Below are 15251 nucleotides of genomic sequence, written 5' to 3'. Positions count from 1 at the left end.
AGAGGCTTTTGATTATCACAGATTTTACTCTATCTTTGCAATCCTTTTTAAGAAAAGCATCTAAGAAATTATGAGAAAGGACATACATCCAGAATACAAAGAAGTAGTCTTTCTAGATACGACGAGTGACTTCAAATTCCTCACCAAATCTACGATGACTAGCGACGAGACGATCAAGTGGGAAGATGGTAATGAGTATCCTGTGATCAAGATAGAAGTGAGCTCTGCTTCACACCCATTCTACACTGGTAAGAAAATCTTCTTGGATACTGCTGGTAGAGTGGAGAAATTCAATAAGAAATACAAAAAGAAATAATTCTTTTCAAATACATGAGTTTATAAGTCTTCGAGCGATGCTCGAAGACTTTTTTTGTTTGTGGGTACTGTATCTCTTGAAAGCCATTAATTTTACTTCATGAACATCCTGTTTGCAGAAGCGCCTGAAGCGCATCAAAAACTTCTTCCACTTACTTACACCCGACCGATAGCTAATCTGCGAGTAGGGATATTAACCCTGGATGAAAAGTGGTCCAAATATCTTGGAATAGACGAGTTTAGCTATGAAACGCAACAGTACTTACAGTCAAAATTCCCTTCTGGTTCTCCTAATGAAAATACCATCTGGATTATCAATGGCATAATTCCTTCGCAAGAACTTATCGATGCTATCAAACAGCTGAAACCAAATGAGGTCCTGACTTCTGATCATCAGTGGATAGCGGCGCGTGGTGCCACCAATCCGATACAAGATGCTTCAGCGTATTCAACTAAATCATTTGGAGAAAAATATGACCAAATTACCCACACGTGGGACATCTTTAGGCTGAACGGCCAGGAAATTCGAGCAGACTTCACGTTGTTGACTTCAGGAAAAAAATCGGAGGCCATCACTGACCCACATACCATCGTCTATGGTGCTGACAATATTTTTATAGAAGCAGGAGTCACCATCAAAGCAGCAGTTCTTAATGCTGAAAACGGACCTATATATATCGGAAAGGGTTGCGAAATACAGGAGGGCGCGTTGATTCGTGGGCCTTTTGCTATGGGTGACCACTCCGTAATAGGGATGGGAGCCAAGCTCAGAGGTGATACCTCAGCGGGTCCTTATTGCAAGCTGGGGGGAGAAATCTCCAACTCCGTATTCTGGGGATACAGCAACAAGGGTCATGACGGTTTCCTTGGCAACTCAGTAATCGGTGAATGGTGCAACTTCGGTGCTGGCACCAATAACTCTAACCTGAAAAACAACTATGATCCCGTGCGCATGTGGGACTTTGCATCAGGTAGTTTTACTCATACGGGGCTTCAGTTTTGTGGCTTGATCATGGGTGATCATAGTAAATGTGCCATCGGCACACAGTTCAACACCGGCACCACCGTCGGCGTGGCTTCCAACATTTTTGGGGAAGGTTTTCCTCGCACCATCATACCGTCTTTTGCCTGGGGAGGTGCATCTGGGTTCGTCACACACAACCCACGCAAAGCATTCATCACCGCTGATATCGTCATGAAAAGACGAAATTTAGACCTCTCCCAACAAGATAAAGACATCCTAAACCATATCTTTGAAGACTCTGCCCAATACCGAGTTTGGGAGAAAACAGATTAAGTATGCAATTTGCTGAGATCCCCGGACTTGATGAGCTAAAACAGTCTCTTGTAGCCTCCTACAAGAACAATCACATAGCGCATGCCCAGCTTTTCAATAGCGCTATGGGAGGAGGTGGACTGCCCATTGCTATGGCTTTTGCTACCTACCTGCTATGCCAGAACAAAGGGGATCAGGACTCTTGCGGACAGTGCGCCAACTGTCAGAAAATGGCCAAGTTGATTCACCCGGATGTCCACTACATTTACCCAAAGCCATCAGCCTCTAAAAGCTCAGACTATGAGAAGCTGCAGGCAGAAACGCTCAAGAAGTGGAGAACTTTTGCGGTAGAGAAGCCCTATAGCGACATTGATGACTGGATCAGCTACAACGGATACGAAAACAAAAATGTGCTGATCTCACGAGAAGATAGCCGAAATATCATTCGCACGGTGAGTATGAAATCCTTTGAAGGGGATTTCAAAATACTAATCATTTGGTACCCAGAGTTCATGCACCCTGCCGCTGCGAATGGAATTCTTAAAGTACTGGAAGAGCCACCGACTCAAACTATTTATCTGCTGGTGAGCTATGCTTATGATAACCTCCTGGCAACGATCAAGTCCCGAACACAGATTTTTAATGTTACTCCATTCAAGGATGAGATAATCAAAAACTATTTGATTGAAAAGAAAGGAATAGATCAAACCAACGCTGAAAAGGTATCCAGACTAGCCAATGGTAGTCTGGGCAAAGCATTCTATGAGCTGGATCATGCTGACAACATGGCTTACGAATCTTTCAGGAACTGGATGCAAATCTGCCTGAAAGCTGATTATTCTGGTATGCTACATTTCACTGACGATTTTGTACGAAGCTCCAAACCTCAGCAGCGAAACCAACTGGAGTTTGCGCTAACGCTCATAAGAGACGCCATTCTCAGTAAAGCAGACAATGACCAGCTTGTCAACCGTGAAGGAGCAGAAGGCGAGTTTATTAAGAAATTCGGAGGATTTGCCAGTTTAGCTGCTTTGGAAAAAATCTATACCAACATCAGCGCAGCAATGGGCCATCTGACGCGAAATGCGAGCCCAAGAATCACCTTCATGAACCTTTCACTACAATGTAGTAAATTTCTAAGGTCATGATTGGAACAATTTAGCCTGGCAACACCCTAACTGGATATCCTGGTTTAAGCAAAACTGAACTGATGAAGAATAAAAAAATCATAGGACGTGCAGACAAAGTAGACCTGCCTGATCTAGGAATCATGGATGCTAAAGCCAAAGTGGATACTGGAGCCTATACTTCTTCTATCCATTGCAAAAGAATCAAAGTAAACGAAAACGTGTTGAGTTTTCAGTTACCCACCGAAGTGCAGGGCAAAGCAGTGGTCAAAAACTTTCAGACTAAAGATTTCTTTCAAAAATCGATACGTAGTTCCAATGGAGAGACTCAAAAACGCTATATCATTAAAACGTCCATTGTACTGTTCGGTAAGTCGTATCAGGCGGAGTTCTCACTGACAGATCGCTCACGCATGAAAAACCCAATCCTCTTAGGTAGAAAGCTTCTCAAAGAAAAGTTTTTAGTGGATGTCTCCCAAAAGAACCTGTCTTATGACGAAAAGAAAACTTCATAGATCGTTGACCCGATAAGGGCAACGCATCGAGTATTTTACCTTAAATTGAACAAACCCAAATCAACAAACAATTCGAATGAAACTAGCCGTACTGTCTCGTCAGTCTAATCTATACTCCACCAAGCGCCTGGTAGAGGCTGCCGTAGAACGTGGGCATGACGTTCAGGTGATCGATCACCTTCAGTGTGACATCATGATTGAGCAAAACGCCCTCTCCATGTATTATAAGGGAGAAAAACTAGATGGTTTTGATGCGGTCATTCCGCGAATAGGTGCTTCTGTGACTTTTTATGGTACCGCTGTTTTGCGTCAGTTTGAAATGATGGACGTATTCAGCGCCAATCGATCCATAGCCATCACCCGCTCCAGAGATAAACTAAGAAGCATGCAAATGCTGGCAGCAGCAGGACTTGGACTTCCCAAAACAGCCTTTACCAACTACTCTAAGGAAGAAAAGCAGATTGTCCAAAATATGGGCGGAGCTCCTCTCATTATTAAGCTCCTCGAAGGAACACAAGGTCTTGGTGTGGTACTAGCTGAAACCATCAAAGCGGCCAAGTCGGTAATAGAGGCGTTTCATGGATTGAAAGCCCGGATTATCGTACAGGAATTTATCAAAGAGGCCAAAGCCTCCGATATTCGAGCCTTTGTGGTCAATGGAGAAGTGGTAGGCGCCATGAAGCGAACAGGCAAAGAAGGCGAGTTTCGATCCAACCTACACCGGGGTGGTACTGCAGAACTCATCAAACTGAAGCGCTCAGAAAAAGCCGCGGCTGTTAAGGCTGCAGATGCCATGGGACTGAGCATTGCCGGAGTAGACATGCTCCAGTCAGACAGAGGTCCATTGATTCTGGAAGTGAACAGCTCACCTGGACTGGAAGGAATTGAAAAAGCCACTGAAAAAGACATAGCAGGGAAAATAATTGAGTACGTGGAGCAGAATTACCAAAACAAACGAGGCAGAAAGAGAAACGCGTAGTGGAAAAAATCAGAATTGGTACACGACAAAGCAAGCTAGCACTGTGGCAGGCAGAGTATGTGGCAGAAAAACTACAAGCCGCCGGATATGAAACGGAGCTTGTACTAAAAGAAACAAAAGGAGACAAAGTCCTGGATGTCTCCATTGCCAAAATTGGTAGCAAGGGGGTGTTCACGGAAGAACTGGAAGACCAGTTAGCATCTGGAGAAGTGGATATCGCTGTACATAGTGCTAAGGACATGCAGTCCCGTCTGCCTGCAGGTTTTGAACTAATTGCCTTTACCGAGCGAGAAAAAATCAACGATGTGATCGTCTCGGACCATCCGATCGATTTAAACGATAAAGACTTGGTTTTAGGAACTTCTTCCACCAGGCGTGTTGCTTTGTTCAAACATTTCTATCCACACATCCAAACGGTAGCTGTGCGAGGCAACCTACAAACGCGAATTGCAAAAATGCGCGATGGTCTGTGCAAGGGCCTGGTACTTGCCTATGCCGGAGTGCATCGAATGGGTTATGACGACATGATCCAACACGAGCTAAGCACCAATGAATTCATTCCCGCTGTTGGGCAAGGTAGTGTCGCCATCGAGAGTCATGCGAACATTCCTGCTGCGAAAAGAAACGCCATTCGGGCTGTGATCAATGATCCAGAAACCGAACGCAGACTACTGGCTGAGCGTGCTTATCTGGCAGAACTAGAAGGAGGTTGCAGCATTCCCGTTTTTGCACTGGCCATCAATCAGGGCAAGGAAATCTGCATAGAAGGTGGCATTGTGAGTCTGGATGGAAAAACACGAATTGTCAAACGACTCACCCATTCAGAACCAGAAACCTTAGGTCAAAAACTAGCCGCAGCGGTTCTAAACGCTGGTGGCGACAAAGTCCTGGCGGAGATCAGAAAACACCTCGATTAGGGTCTTTTAAACTACCATGATCTTGTATATTTGAGGCGAAATCAAGTGAACAAATGAAGAAAATATTTATAGTAGCCCTTATTTTCACAGTGTTCTTAACAGCCTGTGATAAAAATAAAGATTATCTCGTGGTGATCCATACAGAGTTTGGCGATATGAAAGCCATCCTTTACGACGAAACCCCCTTACATAAAAAGAACTTTATCAACCTAGTCAAAGAAGGCAAGTACGACAGTACTCAATGGCACCGTGTCATCAAAGACTTCATGATCCAGGGTGGAGATATCTATGCCAAAGATGACACGCGTGAGCCAGAAGCTGCGCGTATCCCGGCTGAGATTGTAGATGGATTCCAACATACTAAAGGTGCATTGGCTGCAGCCAGACAGGGTGATCAGGTGAATCCGCAAAAGATGTCCTCAAGCTCACAGTTTTACATCGTGGATGGCCGTACTTTTAGTGAGGCGGAGTTGACCACTGACCAGATGAAGCTTAACCAGTCAATCAGCAGCATGCTTCAAAATCCAGAATATGATAGTCTAAAGCAACTGTTTATGGATCTGCAGCAGAAAGGTGATTACCAGGCCATGAATGATCTGGCGCTTGACTGCAAGGACTATGTGGAGTCTTCTCTTGGAGTAAACCTGGACAAAGAAGTGGATCCAAGATTAGTGGAAACGTATACAAAAATCGCTGGAGCACCACATCTGGATGGAGAATATACGGTGTTTGGTCGAGTGGTAGAGGGCATGGACATCATCGATAAGATTGCTGACCTGAAAACGAACCGAGAACGACCTGTTGAACCATCCTACATGACCATGGAGCTGGAAATGGTTCCGAAGAAAGAGATTACCAAAAAATACGGGTACGAGTATCCAGAATCAGAATAACAGACATTGATGAAAATATTGGTAACCGGTGCAAATGGACTTCTTGGCCAAAAACTGGTTGCACTGCTTTCTCAGGAAAGAGATATTGAACTGATAGCCACTGGACGGGGAGTCAATAGAAACCCTGATGGTGGCTATGCTTATTTATCAGCAGATCTGCACAATCTCGAGGGTATCCGAGCTTTTTTGGAGTTATCACCACCTGATGCGATCATTCACTGTGCCGCTATGACTCAGGTGGACGAATGTGAAGAATACCAGGACCTTTGCTGGAAAATCAATGTGGATGCTACCCAAAACCTGTTGGAGATAGCCAAAGATCTGGGCTCATACTTCTTGTATGTTTCCACTGACTTTGTGTTTGATGGACTAAATGGCCCATACTCTGAAACAGACAGCCCCAATCCAATCAGTCACTACGGCAAATCAAAACTTGCCGCAGAGAAGCTCGTGTTGGAAAGTGACGTAAAACACGCCATTGTCCGCACGGTACTCGTTTATGGCACGTCTCATGATCCCAGCCGCTCCAACCTGGTGCTTTGGGTGAAAAATTCGCTGGAAGAGGGGAAAGAGATCAAAGTAGTAAACGATCAGTGGAGAACACCCACACTGGCAGAGGACCTGGCCCGTGGGTGCTATGAGGTTGTGAAAGGCCAGCATGAAGGGATTTATCATATCTCAGGAGAAGGAATGAGGAGTCCTTATGAAATGGCACTGGAAGTAGCACGGGAGTATAGCCTGGACGGCTCGCTCATCCAGGAAGTAGACGGCAGCACGTTTACTCAAGCTGGTAAACGACCACCGAAAACAGGGTTCAACATCGACAAGGCAAAAAAGTCACTTGGCTTCCGCCCCACATCATTTGCCGATGGGCTCAAATTAGTAGCACAGCAGCTCTCCGAAATTCAAGCGAAATAAATTAACTTCAGTGTCCACTTGTACGGTAGCCATTCGTCATGTAGCTGTACTAAAGACATACTTCCATGAAAAACATTTTTACACTCGCACTATTGGCGCATTCTATTGCCACTTACTCTCAATCAGATTTTAGTTGGATCACAGGCCGGTGGGTTGGGCCTGGGTTTGGTGGTTCGTTTGAAGAGGTCTGGTCCGAGCCAGATGCAAATGGAGACCTAATGGGCATGTTTCGCTATTCGGATACGGCAGGCGTTGTGCAGTTTTATGAGTTTTGGATCTTGAATGAAACCGGAATGAAGCTACGCCACTTCAACCCCGACTTTACCGCGTGGGAAGAAAAATCGGACTATGTTGATTTTGAGATGATCGAGGCAACTGAAAATAAAATAACCCTCAAAGGACTCACCTATGAGCTAATATCAGAAAATGAATTGGAAATACATCTGAAAATGAAACATGGTGAAGCAGTGACCACAGAGGTGTTTAAATTGAAACGGTATTAAATGTGTTTGTATCTGAGTCTATCAAATTAACAAGCTCTGAAATCCATTTTTTAAGTGAATCGGGCAATTCCGTTCAAATTCCCTTTGAACAAATCCAGTATACTCAATTCAAAAAAGAGTCCTACAGTAAAAACCCAATAATTTCGGTCATTTTAGGTGTGATCGCTTTAATATACACTAATCACTACATTTCAATTAGAGATTTTGTCTGGCCAAGATTAGGAACAGATAATCCCAAACCTGCTCTAATCCTCCTCATTTTGTATCTGATTGCCACACTTTTCGGTGCCTCTCTTATTTATATTGGTATCAGAAAATATTGGGTATTAAGAATCGTCCTAAATGATAATCATCAAGAAACCATAGGCTTGAAGCACGTTAAACAATCTGAGCTACATGAATTATTGGATATCATGAGGCAGAACGTTTCCCAAGTGAAAATTTGAATTATTAGCACTATCTAATGATAATAGTATGATCATCTGATTAAATTTGGTTAAAGCCAACGACAAGAACCTTGAAGTACATCAAATTCAGTAACGGAGACGAAATGCCCATGATAGGGTTGGGCACTGCAGGTATCCCCGCAGACCAAACCTACGACGTGGTGAGGAAGGCACTGGAAATTGGATACCGCCATTTTGACTGCTCGCCCATCTATAAAAATGAAGCTGAAGTCGGTCAGGCGCTCAATGACGCCATAGACGATGGAGAAGTAACTCGTGAAGAACTTTGGGTCACCTCTAAACTATGGAACTCCGACCATCGGTACAACGATGTAGAACCCGCCTGTGAAAAATCCCTGGAAAACATGGGGCTGGATTATTTTGACTTATTTCTCATCCATTGGCCAGTGGCGGTAGAGCGTGGGGTAGAGTGGGCACAAAACGAGGAAGACCACTTGGCCGAAGAAGAAGCTCCACTAGAAGACACCTGGACCGGAATGGAGGACTGCATGGCAGAAGGTACCGCCAAACATATTGGTGTGAGCAACTTCAACATTGCCAAACTCAAGCTCATACTGGAGGAATGCATGGACCCTCCGGAAGTCAACCAATGTGAGTGGCACCCCTACTTGCCGCAGCAAACACTCTATGACTATTGTAAAAGCAATAAAATCAAAATGACCGCCTATGCTCCGCTGGGGTCCCCTGGTAGACCTGAGAGCTATCGCAAATCAAATGATCCGGACCTTCTGTCTGAGCCAGCGATAACTGAAATCGCCAATAAACACGGCATGACACCAGCACAGGCATTGCTGGCATATGGTCTCACTAGAAAAATGGCGGTTATACCTCGCTCTTCCAACCCCGATCGACTGAAAGAAAACTTCGAAGCACAAGATTTGAAACTGGACCGTGAAGACCTCAGAAGCCTCATTGTATTATCAAAATTTCGATACTTCAAAGGAGAGGAACATACCAGCCATGGTTCGCCGTATAAACTCACAGATATTTGGGAGTACTAACCTAGTCAACTCGTGACCATTCCTTCTTCAGAAAGAGAGTTTGAAGCATTTTTTAACCTTCACTATCCGGCAATGGTGGGATTCGCCATGAATTATATATCTGACAAAGACCAGGCCGAAGAACTCGTGCAAGAAGTGTTTACCAATGTGTGGGTAAAAGCAGAAAGCATCGAGATCAAAACATCCGCAAAATCCTACCTATACACTGCCACCCGAAACGCTTGTCTGAATTTTCTGAAACATCAAAAAATTGAGATGGCCTATGCCAAAACAAATGAAGGATTATCTACAGCATCTGACTACCGGGAGTACGACGAACTGCTGAGCAGACTGGAGCAGGCTATGGATAAGATACCAGAAAAATGCCGTGCCATATTTGAGTTAAATCGATTTGAAGGCATGCGATACAAAGAGATTGCCCAAGAACTTGATCTGTCCCTGAAGACGGTGGAAAATCAAATGGGTAAAGCGCTAAAAATCCTGCGGGAAGAACTCGGAGATTACCTGCCGTTGATTTTGTGGGTGTTCCTCTATGGGGGTAAATTTTGAATTAGTTGTCAAGTAATAGATGGAGCCAAACCAGACATATCGACCAACTCATGAGGCATTTGCCAGGTACTTTGCAGGTGAAAGCACAAAGGAAGAGTCTGACCAAATCAAAAACTGGGCTGCTCAATCTGGGGATAATCAGACGGAACTAGAGACTTTCCGCTCTGTGTGGCAAGATGTAGGAACACTCAAGCTTGTAGAGCCAGCTGTTGATTCCGCTGCTGCATTTAACAAGGTTAAATCGCTTAAAAATGCTCGAGAAATCTCCTCGAAATCTACTTTTTGGAATGCCTGGAAGGTGGCGGCCTTATGCGTACTGGCTGCCAGTTTAGTCTTTATTCTATTGCAAGAAAAGAATCAGCCCGAGACCATCAGGTTTCAAGCGAAGCAAGTAGATCAAGTCACACTGCAGGATGGATCTACAATTGCGATCAATGCAGGCAGCGAGATCTCGTATCCGGAGACTTTCAAAGAAGAGGAGCGGGTAGTACAACTTAAGGGTGAAGCATTTTTTGAAGTAACTTCTAACCCGATGCAGCCATTTAAAGTAAAGGTTGGAGGAGTGACTGTCACTGTACTAGGGACAAGTTTCAATATCAACGAAACGGGAGAGGCGGTGATCGTATCTGTGGTGACGGGTACGGTAGAGGTAAAAAGCACGTATGGCGTAGAAGTGTTACAACCTGGAGATCAGGTGACTGCTAGCGCTTCCAGTCAGCAATTAGTAAGGACGAGTACCTCAGTCTCTGGTACCGAACAGTTTTGGGCCTCACGTAAACTCTCCTTTGAGGGGTCATCCTTGAGAACTGTTATCAGCGACCTGGAAGAGGTCTACCAGGTAAGCATCAACGTCTCAGATCAAAAAATACTCAACTGCAAGCTCAAAGCAACATTTGAAGGGCAGAGCATCGATGAAATCCTGGAGATTATCAGTATTTCAAATAACCTTACAGTGGAGCAAACGAACGATAGCTATTTACTTACTGGTGAGGGATGCGAACCTTAATCTCCGTATTCATTCTGCTTCTTTCCGGGTGCATTCATCAGGTCCTTGCCCAGATCACCTTGAGCTTAAAAGATGTGCCCGTAACTGTGGCCATAGAGGAGTTCTCAAGTGTCTCAGGTTATCGGTTTGCGTATAATCCCGATATATTGGCGTCAAACACCCTAACCGCCTCTGTGAAGGAAGCTCCACTGGAAAAAGCAGTTGATATCGTATTTGCAAACCACTATGACTACAAAATCCGCGGAAGCTATGTGATTTTACTTCCAAAAAGTCAGACAGCAAGCCAAAACAGAGGCCCGTCTTTGACTATTAGTGGAGAGGTTTTAGATGCTGGGACTAACAAAAAACTGGAGGGGGTATCCGTCTATGAAGTGCATACGCTAAAGCCGGTTTTGACCAATGCCACCGGAGACTACAAGCTGGATGTCTCCCTACCCGAAGAGCTGGCCTTTATTGCTATCAGCAAAGAAAACTACCAGGATACAGTGATTCAAGTGCACAAAAATGAAAAGTGGACTGTGGCATTGAGACAAAAACTTTTTCAGGAAGAAGATACGACTAAAGTCAAGGACAAAGTATTTGCCTTTTTCAATGGCAAGCAACTCGACAAACACGCCAAAAACATCAACCTCACTGAGCGACGCTGGATGCACCTGGCTCTCACACCCGGTCTCAGTACTAATGGGTTTTTATCCGGCCAGTTTACCAATAAGTTTTCAGTCAATATGATCGCAGGATACAGCTATGCACTGGAAGGTGTAGAACTGGGCGGTTTCCTAAATATGGAACGCTCCTATGTCGAAGGGGTGCAGCTCTCCGGGTTTGGAAATATCAATGGAGATTATACGGATGGCATCCAAATGGCTGGCTTTTCCAACATTACACTTGGTCCGGTAAAAGGTGTACAGCTAGGTGGTTTTTCCAACCATTCTGAATACATGAATGGCCTTCAGATGTCTGGAGCTATCAATACAGCCAGGGGAGGTAAAGGCAGCCAATGGGCTGGAATGATGAATACCAGCAATGGTCTCTACAAAGGCTGGCAAGTATCAGGTGGACTCAACTATGCCAAAGTCCTACAAGGTGTTCAATTTGGAGTGGTCAATGTGGCTGACAGTGTGAGCAGTGGGTTCATGGTTGGTGTAGTCAACTGGACTAAAAATGGACTCCATCACTTTGAAGTGGGCACCTCTGACATTACTCCATACACTATTTCATTCAAATCAGGAGTATTTCCTTTCTACACCATCCTGAAGGCCGGTATCAATCCACATGAAGGCCAACTGTGGGATTATGGTATGGGTTTTGGATCCTTCCACTCCATCCGCAAAAAGGCTTCCATTGATTTTGAAAGTACATATCATGAAATCCAGTCATTGGACAAAGGCTACATCGAAGGGAACAGCTCCGAGATACGATTCCAAATTAGGTTTGGCTATCGTCTGGCCAATCATCTCCAGCTGTTGGGCGGCCCTGTCCTCCATTACTTTTGGTTTCATCCCGACAATCCCGATGATTTAGCATTCGCTGATCGGTTTGGGAAAAATGCCTTTGCTGAATCGAACGATGGCAACCGGATTTCAAAGGCCTGGCTGGGATATGAAATGTCGGTTAGGTTCTAAGGGTGGACTAGTATTTCTTTTGTCTGATTGAATTAGAATCAATAACAGTCAATGCTCTTTCTAGCTTTATCTGCTCATTCTTGATTAGGTCCTTAATAATTCTTCCAGCCTGTTCCGGATCAGTAGGTGGCAAACGAATGAAAATGACTCCACATTGAGGTTGATAACCATGTCTAAAAATGAGTTCTCCATAATCGCTATCATACATGATAATGCAGCACTCCTCATCTACGGCTATCTTCATAACTTCTTCGTCAGAAATGCCGAAACTTCCTTGACCAATCGATTTGATACCAAAGTCATGCAACTCGAGATAGTTAATGCTGGCTAATGGGATATTTTCGTTAGCTAAAAATTTCACCAACTAAGCCGTAGAATGAAGCAATCCATCTTTCAGGCAGTCTTGAATATAAGCAAACACTGCCTGAAGCGACTCATTGGATAAACGTGGATGATTATCCAAAATATCTTGTTCTGATCAACCCTGAGCAAATAATCCAATAATGTGCTCAACTGAAATTCTTGTCCCCTTTATCGTTGGCTTACCTAGAAGAACCTCTTGATTAGATGATATGTGATCCTTCCAATCCATAGTTAAAGTCAAGTGAAATGCTCAAATATGTTAAACACTACACAAATCAAAGAATTACTGGAATTGCACGAAATCTTTATGGGGGTAAATCTCGAGTTGGTTTTCCTATAGGCGAAATCGTCTTAAAAACTAAACTCAGATGAAACGACAAATCAATTTTTTACTTGCATCTTTTACTGTTTCCATTGCTTTTGCACAGACTCAGGTGGTCCGAGGCACCGTGCTCGATACTGATTCTAAAAGTCCACTAATAGGAGCTACCATTCAAGTGTTGAACCATGAGCCACTAATCGGCTCTTCTGCTGACTTGCAAGGCAATTTTCGATTGGACAAAGTTCCTTATGGTCGAGTAGATCTACTCGTACAATCCGTCGGATATAGTGAGAAGGTCATTCCAAACATCCTGGTGACGGCTGCCAAGGAAGTGATCCTAACGGTCGAAATGACCGAATCCATTGAAAAACTGGAAGAAGTAGTGGTCACCGCCCAAAAGGACAAGGCTGAAGTACTCAATGAAATGGCACTGGTAAGCGCACGCTCGTTTTCAGTAGAAGAAACACAGCGCTATGCTGGAGCATTCAATGACCCAGCTCGTTTGGTGGCGTCCTTTGCGGGGGTCAACAGCAATGCCGAAGGAAATAACGACATAGTGGTACGTGGCAACTCGCCTAAAGGGATCTTGTGGCGACTGGAGGGAGTCGAGATTCCCAACCCGAACCACTTTGCCAATGAAGGCTCTACTGGCGGCCCTATCAACGCGCTGAATAGCAATATGCTCGCCAACTCTGACTTTCTCACTGGCGCTTTTGCGCCTGAGTACGGAAATGCCCTATCTGGGGTGTTTGATATGAAGTACAAAAAAGGAAACAATCAAACCAGAGAATATACTGCCTCCGCCAGTACGCTCGGTATTGACTTCACTGCAGAAGGTCCTTTTCAAAAAGGATATAATGGATCATACATTGCCAACTACCGCTATAGCTCACTGCAGCTTCTTGACGAAGTAGGCATCGTGGATTTCGGTGGAGTGCCTAAGTATCAGGACGCGGCCCTCAATGTGAACCTGCCACTAAACAAAGACAATCACTTGAGCATTTTTGGACTCGGTGGGATTAGTAGCATCAATGCCGAAGAGTTTCATGACAATGGAGACCGTGCATACCGTGGTAAACTAGGTAGTAAACTAGGTGTATTTGGTGTCTCACATGTGCGCTTCTTTAATGAAAAAGCCTTCCTGAAAACCACATTAGCCTATACGGGTACCGAACTGGAATCGATAGATGAACTGGTCAATGAACAAATGGAATACTACGAAACCGAACATGCCAACATCAATAAAAACACCTTGCGGTTGCTATCTACGTTCAATTACAAGTTCAATGCTCAGCACAAAATAGAATCTGGTGTGATCCTCTCCAGACTTGGCTATGTGGCTAATGCAAGGAGTTACAACTTTGACATCAACGAAATGGAAGATGTGCTAAAAGACGAAGGAGCCACAGAAACGGTTCAGGCATTCACCTCATGGAAGTACCGACTCAATGATGACTGGACCTTTACCACTGGGATTCATTCACTCTATTTTAACTTAAATCAGGCAATCTCTGTAGAGCCACGAGCGGCTATGAGATGGAAAATCAATTCCAGAAACTCAGTAAATGCTGGTTTTGGAATTCATAGTAAACTCAACACCATTTCGACTTATCTGGCGAGAGTTCCCCAGCCAAATGGCTCCATACTCCAACCAAATAAAAATTTGAAACCGTCAAAAGCAGCACACTTTGTAGTGGGTTATGACTACCTGGTCAACCCGCAAACCCACCTGAAAGCGGAGGTATATTACCAGCATTTATACCAGGTTCCGATCGACAACACACCTGGATCCAGCTATTCCATTCTCAATGAATCAGATACGTACGGAACTATTCCGCTTACTAACGATGGCACTGGCAGGAATTATGGTTTGGAACTCACATATGAACGATTCTTTCATAATGGACTGTACTACATGAGCACCATCTCACTGTACGAATCCTTTTATACAGGAGCTGATGGTATTGAGCGGTCTACAGCCTTTAATGGAAATTATATTGTCAACTTCATCGGCGGTAAGGAATTTGCCATTGGCAAGACAGAAAAGAACCGAGTAATGTTTGTAAATACCAAGTTGGCTCTATTAGGTGGAGGTCGATACACTTCTATTGACCTACAGGCAAGCAGAGAAGCTGGGTACACCATCTATGATGAGTCTGACCCACTTGGTCAGCAGGGTGAAGACGTCTTTTTCCTGAATTTGTCTATCGGGATTCGCCGCAACAAAGGCAATACCACACGCGAGTTGAAGCTGGATGCTAATAACATTACTGGCAATCAGGCGCTGGTGCGAGAGTACTATTTGCAACCAACAGAAGATATCGAGAAAAGCTATCAGCTACCAATGATTCCTAACCTGGTATATACTTTCAAGTTTTAACGATTAGTCACACCCGAATCCCGTTCCTACAGTTGGGTATTTGGTCACCTCGATTATGAGTGTTCTCGGGGAGTGAATCAAGTTTATTCAAACAACCC

17 protein-coding genes are annotated in these 15251 nt (G+C 44.3%); 15 read left to right on the top strand and 2 right to left on the bottom strand.

Going from position 1 to position 15251, the window contains the following annotated elements:
• Positions 1–70 precede the first annotated feature (70 nt).
• The 14 genes from ACO067_RS12345 to ACO067_RS12280 all read left to right on the top strand — a co-directional run bounded on the left by ACO067_RS12345 (position 71) and on the right by ACO067_RS12280 (position 12088).
• On the top strand, positions 71–316 hold the full coding sequence (locus tag ACO067_RS12345; RefSeq protein WP_421874546.1) for a type B 50S ribosomal protein L31: 246 nt from the start codon (positions 71–73) through the stop codon (positions 314–316).
• A gap of 99 nt (positions 317–415) precedes the next feature.
• Positions 416–1612 (top strand): GlmU family protein, encoded by a 1197-nt coding sequence (locus ACO067_RS12340; RefSeq protein ID WP_421874543.1) that lies wholly within the window; start codon positions 416–418, stop codon positions 1610–1612.
• Positions 1613–1614: 2 nt separating this feature from the next.
• The gene (locus ACO067_RS12335) at positions 1615–2739 is read left to right on the top strand and encodes an ATP-binding protein (protein ID WP_421874541.1); all 1125 of its coding nucleotides are present in this window, start codon (positions 1615–1617) and stop codon (positions 2737–2739) included.
• Positions 2740–2801: 62 nt separating this feature from the next.
• Positions 2802–3233 (top strand): ATP-dependent zinc protease, encoded by a 432-nt coding sequence (locus tag ACO067_RS12330; protein ID WP_421874539.1) that lies wholly within the window; start codon positions 2802–2804, stop codon positions 3231–3233.
• A 76-nt stretch (positions 3234–3309) separates the two neighbouring features.
• Positions 3310–4212, top strand: a complete 903-nt coding sequence (rimK, locus tag ACO067_RS12325; RefSeq protein ID WP_421874537.1) for a 30S ribosomal protein S6--L-glutamate ligase — start codon at positions 3310–3312, stop codon at positions 4210–4212.
• Positions 4212–5129, top strand: coding sequence for a hydroxymethylbilane synthase (gene hemC, locus ACO067_RS12320; protein WP_421874535.1), 918 nt, complete (start codon positions 4212–4214; stop codon positions 5127–5129). The genes rimK and hemC overlap by 1 nt, the downstream gene beginning before the upstream one ends.
• A gap of 53 nt (positions 5130–5182) precedes the next feature.
• Entirely contained in the window at positions 5183–6022 is an 840-nt protein-coding gene (locus tag ACO067_RS12315; RefSeq protein ID WP_421874534.1) for a peptidylprolyl isomerase, read from the top strand.
• A 9-nt stretch (positions 6023–6031) separates the two neighbouring features.
• Positions 6032–6940, top strand: a complete 909-nt coding sequence (gene rfbD, locus ACO067_RS12310; protein ID WP_421874532.1) for a dTDP-4-dehydrorhamnose reductase — start codon at positions 6032–6034, stop codon at positions 6938–6940.
• Positions 6941–7005: 65 nt separating this feature from the next.
• A complete protein-coding gene (locus tag ACO067_RS12305; RefSeq protein ID WP_421874530.1) occupies positions 7006–7443 on the top strand; it encodes a DUF6265 family protein in 438 nt (145 codons plus the stop codon).
• Between the two features lie 2 nt (positions 7444–7445).
• A complete protein-coding gene (locus ACO067_RS12300; RefSeq protein WP_421874528.1) occupies positions 7446–7889 on the top strand; it encodes a hypothetical protein in 444 nt (147 codons plus the stop codon).
• 71 nt (positions 7890–7960) lie between these two features.
• Entirely contained in the window at positions 7961–8911 is a 951-nt protein-coding gene (locus ACO067_RS12295; RefSeq protein ID WP_421874526.1) for an aldo/keto reductase, read from the top strand.
• A gap of 12 nt (positions 8912–8923) precedes the next feature.
• A complete protein-coding gene (locus ACO067_RS12290) occupies positions 8924–9460 on the top strand; it encodes an RNA polymerase sigma-70 factor (protein ID WP_421874524.1) in 537 nt (178 codons plus the stop codon).
• A 19-nt stretch (positions 9461–9479) separates the two neighbouring features.
• Positions 9480–10466 (top strand): FecR family protein, encoded by a 987-nt coding sequence (locus tag ACO067_RS12285; RefSeq protein WP_421874522.1) that lies wholly within the window; start codon positions 9480–9482, stop codon positions 10464–10466.
• Positions 10454–12088, top strand: coding sequence for a hypothetical protein (locus tag ACO067_RS12280; protein WP_421874520.1), 1635 nt, complete (start codon positions 10454–10456; stop codon positions 12086–12088). Before ACO067_RS12285 ends, ACO067_RS12280 begins: the two co-directional genes overlap by 13 nt.
• A gap of 7 nt (positions 12089–12095) precedes the next feature.
• On the opposite strand, the gene ACO067_RS12275 is transcribed toward ACO067_RS12280, so the two are convergent.
• Positions 12096–12449, bottom strand: a complete 354-nt coding sequence (locus ACO067_RS12275; RefSeq protein WP_421874518.1) for a DUF5615 family PIN-like protein — start codon at positions 12447–12449, stop codon at positions 12096–12098.
• Positions 12450–12566: 117 nt separating this feature from the next.
• Complete coding sequence (locus tag ACO067_RS12270; protein WP_421874516.1) at positions 12567–12680, bottom strand: DUF433 domain-containing protein; 114 nt, start codon at positions 12678–12680, stop codon at positions 12567–12569.
• A gap of 139 nt (positions 12681–12819) precedes the next feature.
• On the opposite strand from ACO067_RS12270, the gene ACO067_RS12265 reads away from it, so the two are divergent.
• Positions 12820–15153: a TonB-dependent receptor gene (locus ACO067_RS12265; RefSeq protein WP_421874514.1), complete on the top strand. Its 2334-nt coding sequence runs from the start codon at positions 12820–12822 to the stop codon at positions 15151–15153.
• The last annotated feature ends 98 nt before the right edge of the window (positions 15154–15251 follow it).

The sequence above is a fragment of the Marinoscillum sp. genome, from assembly GCF_965229915.1.
Taxonomy (GTDB): Bacteria; Bacteroidota; Bacteroidia; order Cytophagales; family Cyclobacteriaceae; genus Marinoscillum.
The sequence above is the reverse complement of the archived record's forward strand: the minus strand, read 5'-3'. Positions and strand labels throughout refer to the sequence as shown.

Excerpts from the sequence above, each read along its gene's own strand:
- rfbD (WP_421874532.1), top strand. The coding sequence starts at position 6,032 with ATGAAAATATTGGTAACCGGTGCAAATGGACTTCTTGGCCAAAAACTG.
- ACO067_RS12280 (WP_421874520.1), top strand. The coding sequence starts at position 10,454 with ATGCGAACCTTAATCTCCGTATTCATTCTGCTTCTTTCCGGGTGCATT.
- ACO067_RS12335 (WP_421874541.1), top strand. The coding sequence starts at position 1,615 with ATGCAATTTGCTGAGATCCCCGGACTTGATGAGCTAAAACAGTCTCTT.
- ACO067_RS12345 (WP_421874546.1), top strand. The coding sequence starts at position 71 with ATGAGAAAGGACATACATCCAGAATACAAAGAAGTAGTCTTTCTAGAT.
- ACO067_RS12305 (WP_421874530.1), top strand. The coding sequence starts at position 7,006 with ATGAAAAACATTTTTACACTCGCACTATTGGCGCATTCTATTGCCACT.
- ACO067_RS12270 (WP_421874516.1), bottom strand. The coding sequence starts at position 12,680 with ATGGATTGGAAGGATCACATATCATCTAATCAAGAGGTTCTTCTAGGT.
- ACO067_RS12315 (WP_421874534.1), top strand. The coding sequence starts at position 5,183 with ATGAAGAAAATATTTATAGTAGCCCTTATTTTCACAGTGTTCTTAACA.
- ACO067_RS12330 (WP_421874539.1), top strand. The coding sequence starts at position 2,802 with ATGAAGAATAAAAAAATCATAGGACGTGCAGACAAAGTAGACCTGCCT.
- rimK (WP_421874537.1), top strand. The coding sequence starts at position 3,310 with ATGAAACTAGCCGTACTGTCTCGTCAGTCTAATCTATACTCCACCAAG.
- ACO067_RS12340 (WP_421874543.1), top strand. The coding sequence starts at position 416 with ATGAACATCCTGTTTGCAGAAGCGCCTGAAGCGCATCAAAAACTTCTT.
- ACO067_RS12265 (WP_421874514.1), top strand. The coding sequence starts at position 12,820 with ATGAAACGACAAATCAATTTTTTACTTGCATCTTTTACTGTTTCCATT.
- ACO067_RS12285 (WP_421874522.1), top strand. The coding sequence starts at position 9,480 with ATGGAGCCAAACCAGACATATCGACCAACTCATGAGGCATTTGCCAGG.